16 protein-coding genes are annotated in these 19,851 nt (G+C 70.5%); 8 read left to right on the top strand and 8 right to left on the bottom strand.

Annotation, left to right across the window (positions count from 1 at the left end):
* Window positions 1-213: 213 nt before the first annotated feature.
* The 3 genes from ACIN94_RS09465 to hemG form a co-directional block, all read right to left on the bottom strand.
* Window positions 214-744, bottom strand: a complete 531-nt coding sequence (locus ACIN94_RS09465; RefSeq protein WP_400702052.1) for a hypothetical protein — start codon at window positions 742-744, stop codon at window positions 214-216.
* Window positions 745-1,019: 275 nt separating this feature from the next.
* Window positions 1,020-1,727, bottom strand: coding sequence for a hydrogen peroxide-dependent heme synthase (gene hemQ / locus ACIN94_RS09460; RefSeq protein ID WP_400702049.1), 708 nt, complete (start codon window positions 1,725-1,727; stop codon window positions 1,020-1,022).
* A complete protein-coding gene (gene hemG, locus ACIN94_RS09455; protein ID WP_400702046.1) occupies window positions 1,724-3,166 on the bottom strand; it encodes a protoporphyrinogen oxidase in 1,443 nt (480 codons plus the stop codon). Before hemG ends, hemQ begins: the two co-directional genes overlap by 4 nt.
* A gap of 132 nt (window positions 3,167-3,298) precedes the next feature.
* On the opposite strand from hemG, the gene ACIN94_RS09450 reads away from it, so the two are divergent.
* On the top strand, window positions 3,299-4,282 hold the full coding sequence (locus ACIN94_RS09450; protein WP_400702043.1) for a DUF4349 domain-containing protein: 984 nt from the start codon (window positions 3,299-3,301) through the stop codon (window positions 4,280-4,282).
* A gap of 97 nt (window positions 4,283-4,379) precedes the next feature.
* On the opposite strand, the gene hemE is transcribed toward ACIN94_RS09450, so the two are convergent.
* Window positions 4,380-5,417, bottom strand: a complete 1,038-nt coding sequence (gene hemE / locus ACIN94_RS09445) for a uroporphyrinogen decarboxylase (RefSeq protein ID WP_400702040.1) — start codon at window positions 5,415-5,417, stop codon at window positions 4,380-4,382.
* Window positions 5,418-6,101: 684 nt separating this feature from the next.
* Here hemE and ACIN94_RS09440 point away from each other — a divergent pair.
* Entirely contained in the window at window positions 6,102-6,698 is a 597-nt protein-coding gene (locus ACIN94_RS09440) for a DUF3000 domain-containing protein (RefSeq protein ID WP_400702037.1), read from the top strand.
* Window positions 6,695-7,921: an HRDC domain-containing protein gene (locus ACIN94_RS09435; protein WP_400702034.1), complete on the top strand. Its 1,227-nt coding sequence runs from the start codon at window positions 6,695-6,697 to the stop codon at window positions 7,919-7,921. The genes ACIN94_RS09440 and ACIN94_RS09435 overlap by 4 nt, the downstream gene beginning before the upstream one ends.
* Before the next feature lie 67 nt (window positions 7,922-7,988).
* Here the strand turns inward: ACIN94_RS09435 and ACIN94_RS09430 are convergent, their stop codons facing one another.
* Window positions 7,989-8,540, bottom strand: coding sequence for a hypothetical protein (locus tag ACIN94_RS09430; RefSeq protein ID WP_400702031.1), 552 nt, complete (start codon window positions 8,538-8,540; stop codon window positions 7,989-7,991).
* Complete coding sequence (locus ACIN94_RS09425; protein ID WP_400702028.1) at window positions 8,540-10,288, bottom strand: PHP domain-containing protein; 1,749 nt, start codon at window positions 10,286-10,288, stop codon at window positions 8,540-8,542. Before ACIN94_RS09425 ends, ACIN94_RS09430 begins: the two co-directional genes overlap by 1 nt.
* Before the next feature lie 277 nt (window positions 10,289-10,565).
* On the opposite strand from ACIN94_RS09425, the gene ACIN94_RS09420 reads away from it, so the two are divergent.
* Genes ACIN94_RS09420 through ACIN94_RS09410 form a run of 3 tightly spaced genes read left to right on the top strand, consistent with a single transcriptional unit; the run spans window position 10,566 to window position 13,677 of the window.
* On the top strand, window positions 10,566-11,711 hold the full coding sequence (locus ACIN94_RS09420) for a Gfo/Idh/MocA family protein (RefSeq protein WP_400702025.1): 1,146 nt from the start codon (window positions 10,566-10,568) through the stop codon (window positions 11,709-11,711).
* Window positions 11,708-12,838, top strand: coding sequence for a dihydrodipicolinate synthase family protein (locus tag ACIN94_RS09415; protein ID WP_400702022.1), 1,131 nt, complete (start codon window positions 11,708-11,710; stop codon window positions 12,836-12,838). The genes ACIN94_RS09420 and ACIN94_RS09415 overlap by 4 nt, the downstream gene beginning before the upstream one ends.
* On the top strand, window positions 12,835-13,677 hold the full coding sequence (locus tag ACIN94_RS09410; protein ID WP_400702019.1) for a sugar phosphate isomerase/epimerase family protein: 843 nt from the start codon (window positions 12,835-12,837) through the stop codon (window positions 13,675-13,677). The genes ACIN94_RS09415 and ACIN94_RS09410 overlap by 4 nt, the downstream gene beginning before the upstream one ends.
* A 30-nt stretch (window positions 13,678-13,707) precedes the next feature.
* On the opposite strand, the gene ACIN94_RS09405 is transcribed toward ACIN94_RS09410, so the two are convergent.
* The gene (locus ACIN94_RS09405) at window positions 13,708-14,700 is read right to left on the bottom strand and encodes a LacI family DNA-binding transcriptional regulator (protein ID WP_400702016.1); all 993 of its coding nucleotides are present in this window, start codon (window positions 14,698-14,700) and stop codon (window positions 13,708-13,710) included.
* 217 nt (window positions 14,701-14,917) lie between these two features.
* On the opposite strand from ACIN94_RS09405, the gene ACIN94_RS09400 reads away from it, so the two are divergent.
* Together ACIN94_RS09400 and ACIN94_RS09395 are read left to right on the top strand one after the other, a co-directional pair.
* On the top strand, window positions 14,918-16,117 hold the full coding sequence (locus ACIN94_RS09400; protein WP_400702013.1) for a thiolase family protein: 1,200 nt from the start codon (window positions 14,918-14,920) through the stop codon (window positions 16,115-16,117).
* Window positions 16,114-18,186: a 3-hydroxyacyl-CoA dehydrogenase NAD-binding domain-containing protein gene (locus tag ACIN94_RS09395; protein WP_400702010.1), complete on the top strand. Its 2,073-nt coding sequence runs from the start codon at window positions 16,114-16,116 to the stop codon at window positions 18,184-18,186. The genes ACIN94_RS09400 and ACIN94_RS09395 overlap by 4 nt, the downstream gene beginning before the upstream one ends.
* An 85-nt stretch (window positions 18,187-18,271) precedes the next feature.
* Here ACIN94_RS09395 and ACIN94_RS09390 read toward each other — a convergent pair whose 3' ends face one another.
* Window positions 18,272-19,741, bottom strand: a complete 1,470-nt coding sequence (locus ACIN94_RS09390; protein ID WP_400702007.1) for an amino acid permease — start codon at window positions 19,739-19,741, stop codon at window positions 18,272-18,274.
* Window positions 19,742-19,851: the final 110 nt, after the last annotated feature.

The raw sequence follows: 19,851 nt of genomic DNA, 5'->3' as shown, positions 1-19,851 counted from the left end.
GCCCTCCCGGAAGGTGAGGACGCGCGGAGGCAAGGGTAAGGCGAGATCACGCATGGTATGCGGACGTCTCCGTAAAGCAATCTTCCTCAGGAGGGGCCACCGTGCACATCCGGCACAGGTGGGAGGTCATCGAGAGCATCGGCCGGGTAAGGACCCAGCGCTGCAAGGTCTGCGGCAAGACCCGGGTCCGGGTGAGCTGACCGACCGGGCCCCCTACCTCCCGGGCTTGGGGTAGGTGACCCGGCAGTCGGTGTCGTCGGGCCCGAGGATGTTGGCCAGCACGGGGTTGCCGTTCTCCCCGAACTTCGCCTGGACGAAGACCACCGGGCTGGGCACGCCGAGCTCCTCGACGAGGTAGTCCACCCCCGTCCGGCACAGCTTGAGCGCCTGCTTGGAGTTGGTCGCCGACTCCGGAAGGTCCGTGTACACCCGGAGATAACCACCGACGATACGGATGTCCCTGACGCGCTTGGTCGCCTTGTGGTTCTCGAAGTAAGCGAGCGCCCTCTTGTCACTGTGCTTGGACAGCCCGGCCGCCTTGGCCTCGTCCCCCGCCCGTTTCTCCGCGCTGGGCCCGGCGGCCATCACCGGGCCACCTCCGGCGGAGGCGGCCTTCGGGGACAGGGCCGCCCGCCCCGCCTCCTGCGGCGGCGACGGGGGCCGGCCCTGAACCGAGGACTGCGCCTGCGGGTTCCGCAGCAGGGACCCGCCCAACGCCAGCCCCGCGACCGCCAGCGCGGTCACCCCCACCGACACCTCGAGAACCCGTGTCCGGGCCTTCCTTCTCCGGCGTCCACGCGCGCGCCGTGTGGACCGTGCCAGATCTGCGCCCCTTTTCACCCTTGCCCTCCCAAAGAGAGGTGGTTTTCTCTGAGTATGACAAACCACGAGATGATATCGGACGCTTCTCGGGATTCATCGGGGCGCCGTACATGCCCGGGCCGTGACGCTCCCCTGCCGGGGCGCGCGGCAGGCGGCAACGGGCGGTGCTACCCGCGACGACGGTGGCCGGGCGGCGGCTAGGGGAGCGTGGCGATCAGCTCGCTGACCGGCTTGCGGATTCCCGTGTAGAAGGGGGTCTCCTCCCTGGTGTGCCGCCGGGCCTCGGCTGCGCGCAGGGTGCGCATCAGGTCGACGATGCGGTGCAGGTCGTCGGCCTCGAAGGCGAGCATCCACTCGTAGTCGTTCAGGGAGAAACAGGCGACGGTGTTGGCCCGCACATCCGGATAGTCACGGGCCATCCTGCCGTGCTCGGCGAGCATCCGGCGGCGGTCGGCGTCATCCAGGAGATACCACTCGAGAGAGCGGACGAACGGGTAGACGCTGACGTACCGGCGCGGCTCCTCCTCGGCCAGGAAGGCCGGGATGTGCGACTTGTTGAACTCGGCCGGGCGGTGCAGCGCCATCGCCGACCAGACGGGCTCGGTCAGCAGCCCGAGGCCGGTGCGGCGGAAGCGGGCATAGGTCTCCTGCAGGTCCTCGGCGGTCGGCGCGTGCCACCAGAACATGAAGTCGGCGTCGGCGCGGAACCCGGTCACGTCGTAGAGGCCACGGGTGACCACGTCCTTCTGAGCCATCTGGGCCAGAAGTTCCTCGACCTCGTCTGCCATGCCCTCACGGTTGCCCGGGCAGCGCCCGGTCACCTTGAAGACCGACCACATCGTGTAGCGGATCACCTGGTTCAGGTCGCGCGCCTTGGGCCGCGGATTCTCGTCCGTCGTCCTCACCCCTTCGTCAGCAAATCGGCGTTCCTCTGCCATTCTCCCGTGGGATCCAGGTGGTCCAGAATCCGGGCCGCCGCAGTGCGGGCGGTGGAGACGCAGGCCGGGATGCCGACACCATCGTAGGCGGCGCCGCACAGAGCCAGACCGGGCTGGGTCGCGACGGCCGCGCGGATACGGGCGACCCGGTCGAGGTGGCCCACGTCGTACTGCGGCAGGGAGCCGCCCCAGCGCGTCACCCGAGAGTCGCGCGGCAGCCCGCGCACACCCGTGACCTCCACCATCTCGGCCATCGCCAGGGCCACCAGCTCGGCGTCGTCACGCTGGAGCACCGCCTCCTCGCCGAGGCGGCCGATCGAGCAGCGCAGCAGGATCAGGTTGGGATCGGTCTCGGCCAGGTGCGGCCACTTGACCGAACTGAACGTGACGGCCTTGATCGGACGCCCGTCGACGGGCGGGACCAGGTAGCCGCTACCGGTCGGCGGCTGGGGGAACGCCTCTCGCGGGTAGGCGAGGCTGACGATGGCCATGCTGGCGTAGTCGATCCTGGCCAGCTCGGCGGCGGCCTGGGGCACCTCACCGGCGAGCAGGCGGCTCGCCGAGGGGCCGGGGGTGGCGACGATCACCGCGTCGGCCTCGATGACCTCGGGCCGGGGCACCGGCCCGGTCACCAGCTGCCAGCCTGCGGTGGTCCGGCGCATCTCCCGGACCGTGACGCCGGTCCTGATCTCGGCGCCGGAGGCGGCGGCCACGGCCTCGGGCAGGGCGCCCATCCCCCGCCGCAGGGTGGTGAAGACGGGCCCGGCGTCCTTGGGCGCCTCGGCGACGATCCTCCGGGCGGCGGCGAGCAGCGACCGCTCCGAACGGGCCGCGATGGCGATCCCGGGCATCGTCGCGTCCAGCGAGAGCCGGTCGGCCTGGCCCGCGTAGACGCCGCCGAGCAGCGGCTCGATCAGGCGCTCGACCACCTCGCCACCCATCCGGGCGCGGATGTAGGCGGCGACCGACACGTCGGTGCTGACACGCGTGGCCGGGAGGATCTGGTCCAGCGGCACGCGGGCGAGACCGGCGGGACTGAGGATCCCGGACCTGGCCAGCGCGGTCAGGTCGGACGGGACGCCCATGACATGCCCCTGGGGCATGGACCGCAGCACGCCCCGGCTCAGGATGGCCGCCCGGGTGGTGCCGGGAAACCGTAACTCCTCGCCCAGGCCGACCATCCGGGCCAGGTCCCTGCCCTCGGGCCGCCGCGCGAGCATCGCCTCGGCCCCGGCGTCCGCCAAGACCCCCGCGACCTCGGTGGCGTGCAGCTTGCCGCCGATCCGCCGGGCGCCGTCGAGCACGGTCACCCGGACGCCTCCGCCGCCCTGCCCCAGATACCACGCGGCGGCCAGCCCCGCGATCCCGCCGCCGACGACCACCACATGGCACCGGTTAGCTTCCATGACTCCTGACCGTACCGTCCCCCCTGCCCGGTCACACGTCCTGCCACCCCGTTGGCCGGAGGTCCGGGGAACGTGACTCCATCGTGACTCCCCGCACCAAACTTCATCCGGACCGTGCCCGTCAACAAGGACATGAGCAGATTCCGGTACGGCTCTCGCCTGGCGGTCGCGCTGGCGGGAATGGCGTTGTTGGTGTCGGCCTGCGGGGGTGGTGACGTGACCACGGAGTCCGCCAGTGCTCCAGCCCTCGCCGACCAGAACGTGACGGGCGGGGAGGCAGGATCCTATGCGGCCGGGGCCGCCCAGCCTCAGCGATCGCAGGCCTCGGCCGGGCAGGTCGGTCAGGTGAAGGTGGTCCCGCAGGATCGGGCGATCATCTACGTGGCGGAGACAACGGTCCGGGTCAAGGACGTCACCGCGGCCGCCGACAGGGCCCGGCAGATCGTCACCACGGCCGGCGGTTACCTGGCGAGTGAGAAGTCAGAAGACTACTCCGACGTCGAGGGCTCCGCGCAGCTGGTCTTCAAGGTCCCGCCCGGGAGGTATCCCGACGTCCTGAACCGGCTGGGCAAGGAACTCGGCACGCGCCAGTCACTCCAGCAGAACACCGAGGACGTCACCGAGCAGATCGCCGACGTGGAGAGCCGGCTGAAATCGGCGAAGTCGTCACTCGACTCGCTGCGCACGCTGCTGAAGAGGGCCGACACGATCGGCCAGGTGCTGAACGTCGAACGGGAGATCTCCAGCCGCGAGGCCGACCTGGAGTCGCTCCAGGCGCGGCAGAAGACCCTCGCCTCACAGACGAGCCTGGCGACGCTGACGCTGAACCTGGTGGGCCCGGCGGTTGTGATCACCGAGCCCGAGGACGGGCCGTCCGGTTTCCTCGGCGGCCTGCGGTCAGGCTGGAAGGGCTTCGTCACGGCCGTGAAAGTCGGGCTGACCGTCCTGGGCGTGCTGCTCCCCTGGCTGATCGTGATCGTGCCGCTCTGGCTGGTGGTCCTCTGGGTCCGCCGTACCCGAAAGGGCGCCCCCCGGACGGCGCCCGCGCCGCTCACCGCTGATTCAGGCGAGGACGGGTCCGGGGAGGATGAGCCCGCCCCCTCCGAGCGGTCATAGGATCCGCCCACGGCCGGTCGCCCCGGAGCGGTCCTCGTCGGACGTCACGGGGAGCACCGGCCACGGACCGGAAGGCGCGGGGCCACGGGCGGGACCGTCAGCGGGTGGATGCCCCGTGCACGAAGTCCGTGAGGCGGGCGAGCTGGTCGGGATCGGCGCCGGGCGGCACGCCGTGGCCCAGGTTGAAGATGTGGCCCTCGGCCTTGGCGCCGCGGGCGAGAACGTCACCCGCGCGGCGCTCGACGACCTCCCAGGGGGCGAACAGCGTCGCCGGGTCCAGGTTGCCCTGAAGCGCCTTGCCAGGACCGACCCGCCGGGCGGCCTCGTCGAGCGGGACCCGCCAGTCGACGCCGACCACGTCGGCCCCCGCCTCGCCGAGCAGGCCGAGCAGCTCGCCGGTGCCGACGCCGAAGTGGATGCGGGGGATGTCCAGGTCGGCCAGGCCGGCGAAGATGCGGCTGGTGTAGGGGAGGACGAACTCGCGGTAGTCCTCGGCGGCGACGGCGCCGACCCAGGAGTCGAAGAGCTGGACGGCCGAGACCCCGGCGGCGGCCTGGAGGCGCAGGAAGCCGAGGGCGATGCCGGTCAGCCGGTCCATCAGGGCGTGCCACAGGTGCGGCTCGCCGTACATCATCGCCTTGGTGCGGTCGTGGTTCTTGGAGGGGCCGCCCTCGATGAGGTAGGACGCCAGGGTGAACGGCGCGCCCGCGAAGCCGATGAGCGGGATCGGGCCGAGTTCGCCGGTCAGCGCCTGGACGGCCTCGGTGACGTAGGAGACGTCGCCGGGCTCGAGCGGGCGCAGCTTCCCGACCGCGGCGGCGTCCCTGATCGGCTCGGCCACCACCGGGCCGATGCCGGGCTTGATGTCCAGGTCGATCCCGATCGCCTTGAGCGGCACCACGATGTCACTGAAGAAGATGGCCGCGTCCACGCCGTAGCGGCGGACCGGCTGCATCGTGATCTCCACGATCAGGTCGGGGGTGGCGCACGCGGTCAGCATCGGCACCGTTCCGCGTACGGCCCGGTATTCGGGCAACGATCGACCGGCCTGGCGCATGAACCACACGGGCGTGTGTGAGACGGGCAGGCGGCGGCAGGCACGCAGGAAAGGAGAGTCGGCAAGCTCGGGAGTCACCCCTCCAGGGTGCCATGCCGGGTGCTCGGTCCGCTCACCACGTCCATTAGCCAGGATTATCGCTATGAAATCACCGGTTATTCAACAAGATCACACCTAACAACGCCCAGACAGTTTCAAGTCATGATGACGATCATGTTCTGACGGTTTCGAGTGCTTCGTCCATCAGAAACCGATGTCGGCACGCCTCCGGCGGCGGTGGACGGCACAGAGCGATCATGTTTCCGGGTACAGTTCCTCCCATTGACGGATCTGGCACGGCCCCCAGCTGATCCAAATGTTCGTCAAGTCACCGCGCGGCAACGATTCCGGCATCACTTTAGGGACACGCCGAGCACGTTGCGCGGAAATGTCGGCGCGACGTGCCAACGTCGGACCACGACCCGACGAAAGGCCCGTGCGATGTCCACGATGTGGAGTTCAACCGAACGCCGCGGTGAGCACTGTGCTGCCTGCACCGCCGAGCGGGTTTTCGAGCAGCCTCCCTGTTCCGACGGCCACGGGCCGGGCCGATGCCCCGAGTGGGCCTGTGTCGAGTGCGGTCACGCCCCGTTCCCCGGGGTTCCCGATGGCGAGGGCGTGTCCGCTCCCCGCCGGGCGATGGCAGTACCTTGATCGGCTCCAATGGCTCCTACACCTACCCCAGTGGCCCCCATGCGCTCAGTTCCGACCTACGCTTCCGATATGACCCTCGGTGAGGCACCGCCCGCTCCCGCCGCCTTCCGGCGGGCGGCGGCCACCCTGCGCCCCGCCGAGGTCAGACCGGAGATCGAGCTGGAGGACATCCCGGCGCCCCAGCGCCTGGCTCCCTACTCGGCGGCCATCGGCGCCTCGGTCTACCGCGATGACGACGAACTGGCGGTCGGCCGCCTCATCATGCTCTTCGACCCGGACGGCCAGCGCGGCTGGGACGGACCGTTCCGGCTGGTCGCCTACGTCCGGGCGGACATGGAGCCGGAGATCACCGAAGACCCGTTGCTCGGGCCCGTCGCGTGGAGCTGGCTCACCGAGTCGCTCGACGCGCACGGCGCCGGTTACGCCGCGGCCGGGGGGACCGTCACCCGGGCCGTCTCCGAAGGCTTCGGCAACAAAGCCGAGGACCCGGTGACCACGGAGCTGGAGCTGCGCGCCTCCTGGTCGCCGCTGGAAGAAGACCTTTCCAGCCATGTCGCCGCCTGGTGCGATCTGATGTGCCTTGCGGCGGGTATACCACCCCTGCCACCCGGCGTGGCGACCCTGCAGCCACGCCGTCGCGAAGATCCGGAGCCCTTCCGAACGTGACCGACGAGACAACCATCGTTCCGCTGCTGGAGCCACGAGAGGGAATCCCACCTGTCGTCGAGGACGCGGCCGCCCTCGCACATGTCGTGCGAGCCTTTGCCGGGGGCACAGGCCCCGTGGCCGTGGACGCCGAGCGAGCCTCGGGCTATCGCTACAGCGGCCGCGCCTACCTGGTGCAGTTACGCCGCGTCGGTGCGGGCAGCGCGTTGATCGATCCGACCCGCTCTCCGGACCTGTCGGAGCTCGACGCGGCGCTGGCCGACGCGGAAGTGGTGCTGCACGCGGCCTCCCAGGATCTTCCCTGCCTGACCGAGCTGGGCTTTCACCCGCGGAAACTGTTCGACACCGAGCTGGCCGGGCGGCTGCTCGGCTACGAGCGGGTCGGGCTCGGCATGATGGTGGAGAACGTCCTCGGGCTCAAGCTGGAGAAGGGCTACTCAGCCGCCGACTGGTCCACCCGGCCGCTGCCCGAAGACTGGCTGCGCTACGCGGCCCTTGACGTCGAGGTCCTGATCGAGCTGCGAGACGTCCTCCACGGGGAGCTGGAGTCCAGCGGGAAACTGGCGTGGGCACAGGAGGAGTTCGCCTCGGTGCTGGCCCACAGGAGCCCCGCGCCGCGCTCGGATCCGTGGCGGCGCACCTCCGGGATACACAAGGTCCGCTCGCTGCGCGGGCTGGCGGTGGTCCGGGAGCTGTGGACGCTCCGCGACGGGTTCGCCAGCGAGGCGGACCTGGCGCCCGGCCGGGTCCTTCCCGACTCGGCGATCGTCACGGCCGCGCTGGATCTGCCCCGCACCACCAAGGCCCTCACCGAGATCCCGCCGTTCACCGGCCGTAGCGCCCGGCGGCACCTGCGCGAGTGGCTGGCCGCGATCGGCAGGGCACGCGCGCTACCGGAGTCGGAGCTCCCGCAGCCCAGCACCCCGGGTGACGGGCCGCCGCCCGCCAACCGGTGGATGGACCGCGACCCGGTCGCCGCGCGGCGCCTGGCCGCCGCCAGGGCCGTGGTGGCCGCGCTCGCCGACGAACACCACATGCCGACGGAGAACCTCCTCCAGCCCGACGCCGTGCGCCGCCTGACCTGGGAACCCCCCTCGGTCATCGACGAGGAGGCCATCGCGGCCCGGCTGCGGGAGCTCGGCGCCCGCGAGTGGCAGATCGAGCTGACCGTCCACCCGATGGCCAAGGCACTGACCCGGCTGGAGATCAAGGGCGAGATCTAGCCGATCGCGCCCTCCTGGTCCCGGGGACGTCTCAGCCACACGGTCCCCTCGGACCTGGCGCGGCCTCTCAGCCGTGATCGGCGCAGCACGGTGTCGGGTTCGGCACCTCGGCGGGCATGAGGCGCCCTCCCGACGCGGGCATCGTCACCAGGGTCATGTGTCCGTCGCGCCACTCGGGCCGGATGTGATCGTTGGTCACGAGAAGTGTGCCGGCCGCCGGTTCACCGGCCTGAGCGAGCACGACGACCCGGTCGACGGCGGAGCGCGCCGTCACCTCGCCCACACTGACGGTGCCGGTCAGCTCGGCCTGGCCGGGAAACGCGACCACCCGTCCGCCGGTCCCGGCCGCGTGCTCGGCTGCCGCCAGCGCCGCACCCTCCGCGAGGTCTTCCGGCCCGGTACGGCTCTCGCCAAAGGCGATGCCCACGTCGCCGGGCAGATCGCCCAGGTCGATCGCCTGCTCGACGGTTACCGAGCAGGCCACGTGTGGCGTTCCGAACCGGACGAAATGGGTGCAGCCCACAATGTCGGCCGGGAGGCCGAGCCCCTTCACCACCTCGTGGAGAAGGCGCTCGGCCTCCGCGACCGTACGCGATCCCGCGTCAATCCCGAGGATCATCAGCGCGGCAGGACCCAGATCGGGTTGCTGTAGAACCACAGGTCCGTCCACGGGTCGGCGTCCCCGAAGACGTCGATCTGGGGTCCCGCCGGGTCCACCGACGCCCCGAGAAGGCCGGGGGCGCTGCGGTTGCCGTCTGTCCCGCGCAGCCGTACGTAGACCGGGCGGTCGACGGCGCCCAGCTGGTAGGTGAACTTCACCGTACCGCTGTTCCTGCCGACTTCGAAGGACTTGACGACCTTGGTGTTGGGCGTGGTGAACGCGTCCCGGTCGGAGACGGGACCGGTCACGTCGCCCTGAATGACGTCCACACGTGCCAGGGTCGGGATGAACTGCGCCCAGTTCGGCTGGTTCGCCAGCGTGATCTCGATGGTGAGCTCGACCTTGGTACCCCGGCGGATGCTGAGGCTGTCGCCCAGGGTGACCCCGCGCTGCCCCGTGCCCGCAGTGCGGGCCCGCACGACCAGGCCGCTGATCAGAGCACCGTGGTCGACCCAGACACGCCCCGCCCGGATGCCGTCCATGACCGCGGTGTAGGAGACACCCTGGGCACCGACATGGGTCCGGCTGTAGTAGCCCGGCCAGAAGTCTCCGTTGGCGAGGTTCGGGACTCCCTTGTGGATCGGGTCGTTGTACTTGCCGTTGGCGTTGAAGTCGCTTCCCGGACCACGGTCACTGGTGTCCCCGTAGACCTGGTGCGAGTCGGAGTTCGCGGTGATCCACCAGCTCTTGCCCTCGGCGAGGAGACTGTCCCAGAGCCCTCCGACGGTCGACGTCATCCAGTCGAAGCCACCGAAGGTCTTGTAGCTCTCCGCCGGATAGCCGGCGAAGGAGTCCGCGGACGGGCCGCCGTCGTAGTAACCCCGTCCGCTGCCCGGACCGTTCGGCTTGGGGATGCCGGCGGCCTGGTGACCGGGCGCACCCTCCATGCCCACCGCGATGGAGGGCTGGGCGTCGCGCCAGCCGCGGATCTCGTGCGGGGAGTCGATGCCCTTGCGGGACGGGTGGTTGGCGAGGAACAACGCATCGTCGAGGCGGCGCCGCCTCACCGCGTCGGCCAGGAAGTTCAGGCCGGCGATGGCCAGAGCCTCGTTCTGCGGGGTGCTCGCCGTGGCGTTCTTGACGGAGCCGTCGAAGGAGTTCTCGAACTCCTTGAGGGTGGAGACCTCGTTACGGCCGGGGGCGACGAAAACCGTGCCGTGCTCGGCGGCCGGGATGTTCCACTCCAGCCCCTGGAACACGAGCATGTCCCTGACCGCCGCCCGCGCCGCGACGATGTCGGGGTTGACCTTCTCCACACCGATCTTGGCGTGGGCGGCGCTGCCGTGGTCCGTGATGACCATCCAGTCGAGTCCGTACGCCTGGGCGTGCCGGACGTGGTCGACGACCCGGTACAGCCCGTCGGAGCTGTACTGCGTGTGGATGTGGTGGTCGCCCGCGAGCCAGTGATAGCCGTCCCGCGGCTCGGTACCGGGTGAGACCCGTGCGACGGCAGCGGCCTCCCCCTGCGTTCCGAGAACACCGGCCGCCGTCAGGCCGGCGCCGAGCAGACCGGCGCGCTGGAACATCTGGCGTCGCGACAGCTGTCCGGGCGAGAGTTCCGTGTCCGGCACCGACACGTCCACGACCGGCGCCATGTCGCCCTGGTCATGCGTCTGTTCCGCGCCGTGGCTGTGATCGTGGCCGTGGCCGTGGCCATGGCTGTGGCCATGGCTGTGATCATGGATGTGTTCATGCCCGCGACTCATGCGCAGCTTCTCCCATTCCGCCGGATAGCTCCTGGACCGGCCAGGTTGAGAGCCTGACGAAATGAGCTGAACCGAAAGTGAACCCGGAGAGCCGACAGAGAGACGTACACCTTTCAATCGCTCTCCACGGTTCCGGCAGGCCCACGGCCCAAGACCACGGGAGCGCTCCACCGCCTCTCCCGTACATCGGGCCCGACTCCCCGTGAAGCGCTTGCCGAAGGCGTGGCGGCTGCCGTACGGTGTGGTGGAAAGCGCTTTCCATAGGAGGTCCGAGAAGATGTCCCCCCGAAGCATCGGCGTCGTGATGAACGGTGTCACCGGCCGCATGGGCTACCGCCAGCACCTGCTCCGATCGGTCCTGGCGATCAACGAACAGGGTGGCGTGGCGCTGTCCGACGGCACCCGGGTGACGCTCCGGCCGGTGCTGGTGGGCCGGAGCGCCGAGAAACTGGAGAAGCTGGCGAGCGACCACGGCATCGCCGACTGGACCACGGACCTCGACGCGGCGCTGGCCGACGATGGCAACCTCATCTACTTCGACGCCCAGGTCACCCAGGCCCGGGTGAAGGCCGTGCTCAAGGCGATCGACGCGGGCAAGCACGTCTACGCCGAGAAGCCGACCGCCGAGACCTTCGACGACGCGCTGGCGCTGGCCGAGGCCGCGACCGCCAGGGGCGTGAAGAACGGCGTCGTGCAGGACAAGCTCTTCCTGCCGGGCCTGCTCAAGCTCAAGCGCCTCATCGACGGCGGCTTCTTCGGCCGGATCCTGTCGGTACGCGGCGAGTTCGGCTACTGGGTCTTCGAGGGCGACTGGCAGGCCGCGCAGCGCCCGTCGTGGAACTACCGCGCCGAGGACGGCGGCGGCATCGTCCTGGACATGTTCCCGCACTGGGCCTACGTGCTGGAGAACCTGTTCGGCCAGGTCCGCTCGGTCTACGCCCAGGCCGTCACCCACATCCCCGAGCGCGTGGACGAGCAGGGCAGGACCTACCCGGCCACCGCCGACGACGCCGCCTACGGCGTCTTCGAGCTCGACAACGGCGTCGTGGCCCAGATCAACTCCTCCTGGAACGTCCGGGTGAACCGGGACGAGCTGGTGGAGTTCCAGGTGGACGGCACGCACGGCAGCGCGGTCGCGGGCCTGCGCAACTGCCGCATCCAGCACCGCGCCACCACCCCCAAGCCGGTCTGGAACCCCGACCTTGACGTCACCGCGCGCTTCCGCGACGACTGGCAGGAGGTGCCCGACAACGACGAGTTCGACAACGGATTCAAGATCCAGTGGGAGATGTTCATCCGCCACGTGGTCGAGGACGCGCCGTTCCCCCACGACTTCGCCTCCGGCGCGCGCGGCGTCCGCCTCGCCGAACTGGGCCTGCGCTCCTCGGCCGAGGGCCGCCGCCTGCCGGTGGAGCCCTCATGAGGATCACGCTGCCCGGCGGGGAGCACACCCTGCGCGAGCCGGTGACCTGGGCGAAGCCCGCCGGTCCCGCGAAGAGCCGCGTCGTCTACGCGGCCGCCCACGTCGTCGCCGACCCGCTCGGCGACAACACCCCCGGCTCCCCCGCGGCCGTCGACTGGGAGGCCACGATGCGCTTCCGGCGGCATCTGTGGTCGTACGGCCTGCGGATCGCCGACGCCATGGACACCGCGCAGCGCAACATGGGCCTGGACTGGGCTGCCACCCGCGAACTGATCCGGCGCAGCGCCGCCGAGGCCGCGGAGTTCGGCGACCCGGCCACGCTGGTGGCCTGCGGCGCGGGCACCGACCACAGGCCGGACGCCGGGACGCCGGAGGAGGTCGTGGCCGCCTACACCGAGCAGATCGAGACCGTGCGGAACGCGGGCGCCGGCGTCATCGTCATGGCCAGCCGCCAGCTCGCCCGGATCGCGCGGGGTCCCGAGGACTACCACGCGGTCTACGGCAAGCTGCTCTCCCAGGTCGACAGGCCGGTGATCCTGCACTGGCTGGGCGAGATGTTCGACCCCCATCTCGCGGGCTACTGGGGCTCGGCTGACGTGAGCGAGGCCACCGCGTCGTTCCTGGCGCTGATCCGCGAGCACGCGCCGATGGTGGACGGTGTCAAGGTGTCGCTGCTGGACGCCGAGCACGAGATCGGGCTGCGCGCGGCGCTGCCGGAGGGCGTCAGGCTCTACACCGGCGACGACTTCAACTACCCCTCACTGATCAAGTCGGGCAGCCATGCGCTGCTGGGCATCTTCGACGCGATCGCCCCGGCCGCCGCCGCAGCCCTGCAGGCACTCGACGCGGGTGATCTCGAAGGCTACGACGAGATCATGGACCCCACGGTCGCCCTCTCCCGGAAGATCTTCGAGAGGCCGACCTACAACTACAAGACCGGCATCGTCTTCCTGGCCTGGCTCAACGGTCACCAGGAGGCCTTCAGCATGGTCAACGGCGCCCAGGCGGCCCGGTCCCTCCCCCACCTGGCCGAGGTGTTCCGCCTGGCCGACCGTGCCGGGCTACTGACCGACCCCGAGCTGGCGGTCTCCCGGATGAGGTCACTGCTGGCGGTGAACGGCCTGTGAGCGAGGAATCTGTGAGCCGTCTCGCGCTCAACCAGTGGACGACGAAGCGGTGGTCGGTGGCCGAGGCCGTCGACGGGTGCGTACGGCACGGCGTCGAGGCCATCGGCCTGTGGCGGCAGAACGTCGCCGAGCAGGGGCTGGACGAGACCGTGAAACTGGTCACGGACGCCGGGCTCCGGGTGTCATCCCTGTGCCGGGGCGGCTTCCTGACCTCCGGGGACGCGCTCGACGACAACCGCAGGGCGATCGACGAGGCCGCCGCACTGAACGCCGCGTGCCTGGTCATGGTGGTCGGCGGCCTGCCCGGCGTGGTCCCCGGCGAGCCCCTCGGCACGATCTCGCGCGACCTGGCGGGCGCCCGGGAGCGGGTCGCCGAGGCACTGGCCGTCCTTGCCCCCTATGCCGGTGAGCGCGGGGTCAGGCTGGCCCTGGAGCCGCTGCACCCGATGTACTGCGCCGACCGGGCCGTGCTGTCCACCCTCGGCCAGGCCCTGGACCTCGCGGAGCCGTACCCGGTGGAGCAGGTCGGCGTCGTCGTCGACACCTTCCATGTCTGGTGGGACCCGCAGGTCCTGGCGCAGATCGCCAGAGCCGGGGACCGGATCGCGAGCTACCAGGTGTGCGACTTCCTGTCCCCCCTCCCCGCCGACGTGCTGCTCGGCCGGGGCGTGATGGGCGACGGAGTGATCGACTTCGCCCCGCTGACCGGGGCGGTGGCCGAGGCGGGCTACACCGGGGACATCGAGGTGGAGATCTTCAACGCCGACGTGTGGGCCGCCGACCCCGACGAGGTGCTGTCCAGGGTGAAGACCAGGTTCGGCGAGCTCATCGGAGGCTGACGCCCGGGCCGGGAGGACGGTCTCCGGTCCTCACACCAGGCTGCGGGTGCTGTTCCGGAGGACCACCTCGCCGCTCACCGGCTCGACCCTGGCCTCGCCGGCCGGGCCGAGGGCAAGCTCCAGAGCGCGGGAGCCCATGTCGGTGAGCGGCAGCCGTACCGTGGAAAGCGCCGGAACCAGGTCCCGCAGGGTGGCGATGTCGTCGAATCCCGCCACCGAGACGTCGTCCGGCACCCGGAGGCCGCGATCCCGGAAGAAGGCCAGCGCGCCCACGGCCATCACGTCGTTGACGGCGAACACGCACGTGGCGCCGGAGACCTCGGCCGCCGCCGCGTAGCCACCGTCGCGGTCGAAGGATCCGCGCACGATCTGCGGCGCGGGAAGGCCGAGCTCGGCGAGCGCCCCTGCGAACCCCTCCATCCTGTCGCCGGCCGTGATCAGCCCGGCGGGACCCGCGAGCACGGCGAAGCGCCGATGTCCCAGCCCGGCGAGGGCCCGGGCCAGCGCGGCGGCGCCCTCGCGGTTGCCCGGCACCACCGTGTTCACCCCGAGCAGGTCCTGGCCGACGCAGGCCACGCGCCCCCCGGTCTCCCGATAGCGGTCGAGCTCCTCGCGGAGCCTCCGGGTCACCTGGGGGTCGGCGACCCGGGATCCGGCGAGCAGCACGGCGGAGACCCGCTGCGCGTTCAGGGTCGAGACGTAGGCGATCTCCCGCTCGGGGTCACGGTGCGTGGTGCCGACCATGACCATGAGTTCCTGGCTCTCGGCCACCCGCATGGCCCCGTCCGCGAGCGCGGCGAAGTAGGGGTCGGTGAGGTCGTGGACGACCAGCCCGATCACGCTGCTGGACCCCCGGGCCAGTGTCTGGGCCGCCACGTTGGTCCGGTAGCCGAGCTGGGCGGCGGCCAGTTCCACCTTGTCCCTCAGGGAAGCCCCCACCTGCCGGGTGCTCCCGTTGAGCACCCGCGACGCCGTGGCCAGCGAAACACCTGCCTGCCGCGCGACATCCTCAAGTGTGACCACCGGAAACCTCCAGGAAAGCGTTTTCCCAGTCTGTCAGAGATGCCCGCCCCCCGCATCCCGGACATGCCGGGCCGGGGATGCCGACATGCGGCATCGTAACCGGCCGCCCCGAGACCGGGCATCTTCCCGCGGCACGCCGGGCACCCTGATCGCACGAGGTGTTGTTACCGACCAGTAGCATAAGGGGGAAGCCATCCAGCAACGAGGAGCGAATCCCGTGCCTTCCTCTCGTGACGTCGTATTCGTCGACGGTGTGCGCACGCCCTTCGGCAGATCGGGCCCCAAGGGCCTGTACGCCGAGACGCGCGCCGACGACCTGGTGATCCGCGTCATCCGCGAGCTGATCCGGCGTAATCCGAACCTGCCGCCGGAGCGCGTCGACGAGGTGGCCATCGCGGCCACCACGCAGATAGGTGACCAGGGCCTGACCATCGGCCGCTCCGCCGCGGTGCTGGCCGGACTGCCCAAGAGCGTGCCCGGCTACTCGATCGACCGCATGTGCGCCGGAGCCATGACCGCCGTGACCTCGGTCGCCGGGGGCATCGCCTTCGGCGCCTACGACGTCGCCATCGCCGGCGGCGTCGAGCACATGGGCCGTCACCCGATGGGTGAGGGCGTGGACCCCAACCCCCGTTTCCTGGCCGAGCAGCTCGTGGACGGCTCCGCCCTGGTCATGGGCATGACCGCGGAGAACCTGCACGACCGCTACCCCACCATCACCAAGGAGCGCGCGGACGCCTTCGCCCTCGCCTCCCAGGAGAAGGTCGCCAAGGCCTACGCCGACGGCAGGATCCAGCCCGACCTGGTCCCGATGGCCGTCCGGTCGGCGGAGAAGGGCTGGGGTCTGGCGACCGCCGACGAGGCCCCCCGCCCCGGCACCACCCTTGACGGGCTCGCCGCGCTGAAGACCCCGTTCCGTCCCCACGGCCGGGTCACCGCGGGCAACGCCTCCGGGATCAACGACGGCGCGACCGGCTGCATCGTGGCCGCCTCGGACGTCGCCGAGGAGCTCGGCCTCGCGCCCAAGATGCGGCTGGTCTCCTACGCCTTCGCGGGCGTCGACCCCGAGGTCATGGGCGTCGGCCCGATCCCGTCCACCGAGCGGGCACTCCGCCTGGCCGGGCTCTCCATCTCCGACATCGGCCTGTTCGAGATCAACGAGGCCTTCGCCGTACAGGTGCTGGCCTTCCTGGAGCATTTCGGCATCGCCGACGACGACACCCGGGTGAACCCCTACGGCGGCGCGATCGCCTTCGGCCACCCGCTGGCCTCCTCGGGTGTGCGGCTGATGACGCAGCTCGCGCGCGAGTTCGGTGAGCGCCCCGACGTCCGGTACGGCGTGACCACGATGTGCGTCGGCATGGGCATGGGCGGAACGGTCATCTGGGAGAACCTGGGCTGGGAAGGTACGAAGTGACGGACATCAAGGAACTCTTCGCCGACGAGGTCGTCACCAGGGCGATCGTCCGCGACGTGGATCTGCCGTACGGCGCGGGCACCATGGCCCTGATCACGCTGGACAACGGCTACGACCACACCAGGCCGTCCACGTTCGGCCCCGGAGGTCTCACCTCCCTGAACGAGGCCCTCGACTCGGTCGCGGCCCGCGGGGACCTGGCTGCCGTGGGTGTCATCGGCAAGCCGTTCATCTTCGCGGTGGGCGCCGACCTCAAGGGCGCCGCCCTGGTCACCGAGAGGGACCAGGCGCTGCGGATCGGCAAGCTGGGCCACGACGTGTTCCGCCGTCTCGGCGAGCTGGACGTGCCGTCGTTCGCGTTCGTGAACGGCGCGGCGATGGGCGGCGGCCTGGAGATCGCCCTCCACTGCACCTACCGGACCATCTCCTCCGGCGTGCCCGCGGTGGCCCTGCCCGAGTGCTTCCTCGGCCTGGTACCCGGCTGGGGTGGCACCCAGCTCCTGCCCCGCCTGATCGGCCCGGCTGCGGCGATCAAGCTGATCATCGAGAACCCGCTCTCGCAGAACCGCATGGTCAAGGGCCCGGACGCCTTCGCGGCCGGCGTCGCCGACGCGATGTTCGAGCCCGCCGACTTCCTGGAGGAGTCGCTGCGCTGGGCGGCCCGGGTGCTGCGTGGCGAGGTGACCGTCTCCCGCACCGACCACACCACCGAGGACTGGTCCAAGACCGTCGCCGACGCCCGCTTCCTGGTCGATATGAAGCTGCGCGGCGCCTCCCCCGCCCCCTACCGGGCGCTGGAGCTGATCGAGCTGGCCCGCACCGCCACGCGCGACGAGGGCTTCGACGCCGAGGACCAGGCGCTGGCCGACCTCCTCATGGGCGACGAGCTGCGCGCCGGGCTCTACTCCTTCGACCTGGTGCAGCGCCGAGCCAAGAAGCCGGCCGGCGCCCCGGACAAGGCGCTGGCCCGCAAGGTCACCAAGGTCGGCGTGGTCGGCGCGGGCCTGATGGCCTCGCAGATGGCGCTGCTGTTCGCCCGCCGCCTGGAGGTCCCGGTCGTGCTGACCGACCTGGACCAGGCCCGGCTGGACAAGGGGGTCGGCTACGTCCACGCCGAGATCGACAAGCTGCTCGGCAGGGGCCGTGTCTCCGGCGACCAGGCCAATCGGCTCAGGGCTCTGGTGACCGGTTCGCTGACCAAGGACGCGTTCGCCGGCGCCGACTTCGTCATCGAGGCGGTCTTCGAGGACCTGAAGGTCAAGCAGAAGGTGTTCGCCGAGGTGGAGGAGGTCGTCTCCGCCGAGTGCGTGCTGGCCACCAACACCTCCTCGCTGTCGCTGACCGAGATGGCCTCCTCGCTGAGGCATCCCGAGCGGGTCGTGGGCTTCCACTTCTTCAACCCGGTCGCCGTGATGCCCCTGCTGGAGATCATCCGGGGCGCGGAGACCGACGACGCGACGCTGGCCACGGCCTTCTCGGTCGGCAGGTCCCTGAAGAAGTCGTCCGTGCTGGTCAAGGACGCGCCCGCGTTCGTGGTCAACCGGCTTCTGACCCGGTTCATGGGCGAGGTCATCGGTGCCGTCGACGAGGGCACTCCCCTGGAGGTCGCCGACCACGCGCTGGACGGGCTCGGGCTGCCGATGACGCCGTTCACGCTGCTCCAGCTCGTCGGGCCGGCCGTCGCGCTGCACGTCGCCGAGACCATGCACGCGGCCTTCCCGGCCCGCTACGGCGTGTCGGAGAACCTCTCCAGGCTGGTCGCGGCGGGCAAGCCCGGCGTCTACGCGCCGGACTTCTCGCTGGACCCCGAGGCGGTGGCCTTCTTCTCCGGCGGGACCTCCCCGTCGACCGCGGAGGAGGTACGGCTGCGCGCGCTGCGGGCGCTCGCGGAGGAGATCCACATCATGCTCGACGAGGGCGTGGTCGCGGCGGCCCAGGACATCGACCTGTGCATGATCCTCGGTGCCGGCTGGCCGTTCCACCTGGGGGGCGTCACGCCGTACCTGGACCGGACGGGCATCGCCGGACCGCGCTTCCTGCCACCGGGCGTGGCCTCCGTCCCCGCATAGCGTCGCCCCGCGGTGTTTCCGGGGTGATCGCCCCGGCCTGTCCCGTGATCCGGTCCCGGGACAGGCCGGGGCGGTGCGGTGACGGCTACCGGCTGGCCGGCGACCGCCGTGACAGCCGACTGTGGTGGTAGCCGTACGTCAGGTAGAGGACGATGCCGATGATCATCCACACGACGAACCTGAACCAGGTCTCCACCGGAAGGTTGAACATCAGGTAGAGGCAGGCCAGCACCGAAAGGATCGGCACCAGCGGGACCAACGGGGTGCGGAAGGAGCGCGGGAGGTCGGGGCGGGTACGCCGGAGGATGACCACCGCTATCGAGACGATCACGAACGCGAAGAGCGTGCCGATGTTGACCAGCTCGGCGATCGTGGACAGCGGCACCAGCCCCGCCAGGGCCGCGACGATGACACCCATCAGGATGGTGATCCGGTACGGCGTGCCGAACTTCGGGTGGACCCTGGCCAGCCCGGCCGGCAGCAGGTGGTCCCTGGACATCGCGAACATGACCCGCGACTGGCCCAGAATGAGGATCATCACGACAGTGGTGAGACCGGCCAGGGCGCCGATGCTGATGAGCGTCGCAGCCCAGGTCTGGCCGACGGCCTTGAACGCGTCCGCCAGCGGCGCGGCCTCGCTGAGCTGCGAGTAGGGCTGCATGCCGACGACGACCAGGGAGACCGCGACGTACAGGGCGGTGCAGATGACGAGCGAGGCGATGATGCCGATGGGCAGGTCGCGCCGCGGGTTGCGGGTCTCCTCGGCGGCGGTGGCGACCACGTCGAAGCCGATGTAGGCGAAGAACACGATCGCCGCGGCGCTGAAGATGCCCAGCACGCCGAAGGCGACGGGGGAGATCCCGAACAGCACCTGGATCAGCGGCGCGGACAGTCCCTTCACCGCGGCGGTGGACTTGGCGGGTGGGATGAACGGGCTGTAGTTGGCCCCTTTGACGGAGAACAGCCCCGCCACGATGACCAGCAGGACCACCGCGATCTTGATCGTGACGATGACCAGGTTGAAACGGGAGGACAGTTTGATCCCGGCGACCAGGATCGCGGTGAGGATCAGCACGATCAGCGCCGCGGGTACGTTGAAGACCGCGCCCTCTCCGGCGACCGCGCCGGGCAGGACGATCCCGAAGGACGACAGCAGGGAGGCCAGGTAGCCCGACCAGCCGACCGCGACGACCGCGGCACCGAGCATCAGCTCCAGCAGCAGGTCCCAGCCGATGATCCAGGCGGGGAACTCGCCGAGCGTGGCGAAGGCGAAGGTGTAGGCCGATCCGGCCGCCGGCACGGTGGAGGCGAACTCGGCGTAGCAGAGGGCGGCCAGCGCGCAGACGATTCCGGCGGCCACGAACGACAGGGCGACCGCCGGTCCCGCCAGGTCCCTGGCGACCCTGCCGGTGAGCACGAAGATGCCGGTGCCCACGATGACGCCGATGCCGAAGACGGTCAGGTCGAGTGCGGAGAGATCCTTGCGCAGCCGGTGCTCGGGTTCCTCGGTGTCCCTGATCGACTGTTCTACCGACTTAATGCGAAAAAACTCCATAGGATCCCCCTTGACCGTCTGGAGTCGCTATCCCCCGTGGGTCAAGTCCTGCCCGTCTGATCAACGGCTGAACGGTGGACCAGGGGTTCTTTCGGAGAAGTCCGATGCCC

The sequence above is a fragment of the Streptosporangium sp. NPDC087985 genome, assembly GCF_044741965.1.
Classification (GTDB): domain Bacteria; phylum Actinomycetota; class Actinomycetes; order Streptosporangiales; family Streptosporangiaceae; genus Streptosporangium.
Note: the sequence above shows the minus strand (reverse complement) of the source record. Positions and strands in the feature narration are given on the sequence as shown.

Excerpts from the sequence above, each read along its gene's own strand:
- hemG (WP_400702046.1), bottom strand. The coding sequence starts at position 3,166 with ATGGAAGCTAACCGGTGCCATGTGGTGGTCGTCGGCGGCGGGATCGCG.
- ACIN94_RS09450 (WP_400702043.1), top strand. The coding sequence starts at position 3,299 with ATGAGCAGATTCCGGTACGGCTCTCGCCTGGCGGTCGCGCTGGCGGGA.
- ACIN94_RS09440 (WP_400702037.1), top strand. The coding sequence starts at position 6,102 with ATGACCCTCGGTGAGGCACCGCCCGCTCCCGCCGCCTTCCGGCGGGCG.
- ACIN94_RS09430 (WP_400702031.1), bottom strand. The coding sequence starts at position 8,540 with ATGATCCTCGGGATTGACGCGGGATCGCGTACGGTCGCGGAGGCCGAG.
- ACIN94_RS09425 (WP_400702028.1), bottom strand. The coding sequence starts at position 10,288 with ATGAGTCGCGGGCATGAACACATCCATGATCACAGCCATGGCCACAGC.
- ACIN94_RS09420 (WP_400702025.1), top strand. The coding sequence starts at position 10,566 with ATGTCCCCCCGAAGCATCGGCGTCGTGATGAACGGTGTCACCGGCCGC.
- ACIN94_RS09415 (WP_400702022.1), top strand. The coding sequence starts at position 11,708 with ATGAGGATCACGCTGCCCGGCGGGGAGCACACCCTGCGCGAGCCGGTG.
- ACIN94_RS09390 (WP_400702007.1), bottom strand. The coding sequence starts at position 19,741 with ATGGAGTTTTTTCGCATTAAGTCGGTAGAACAGTCGATCAGGGACACC.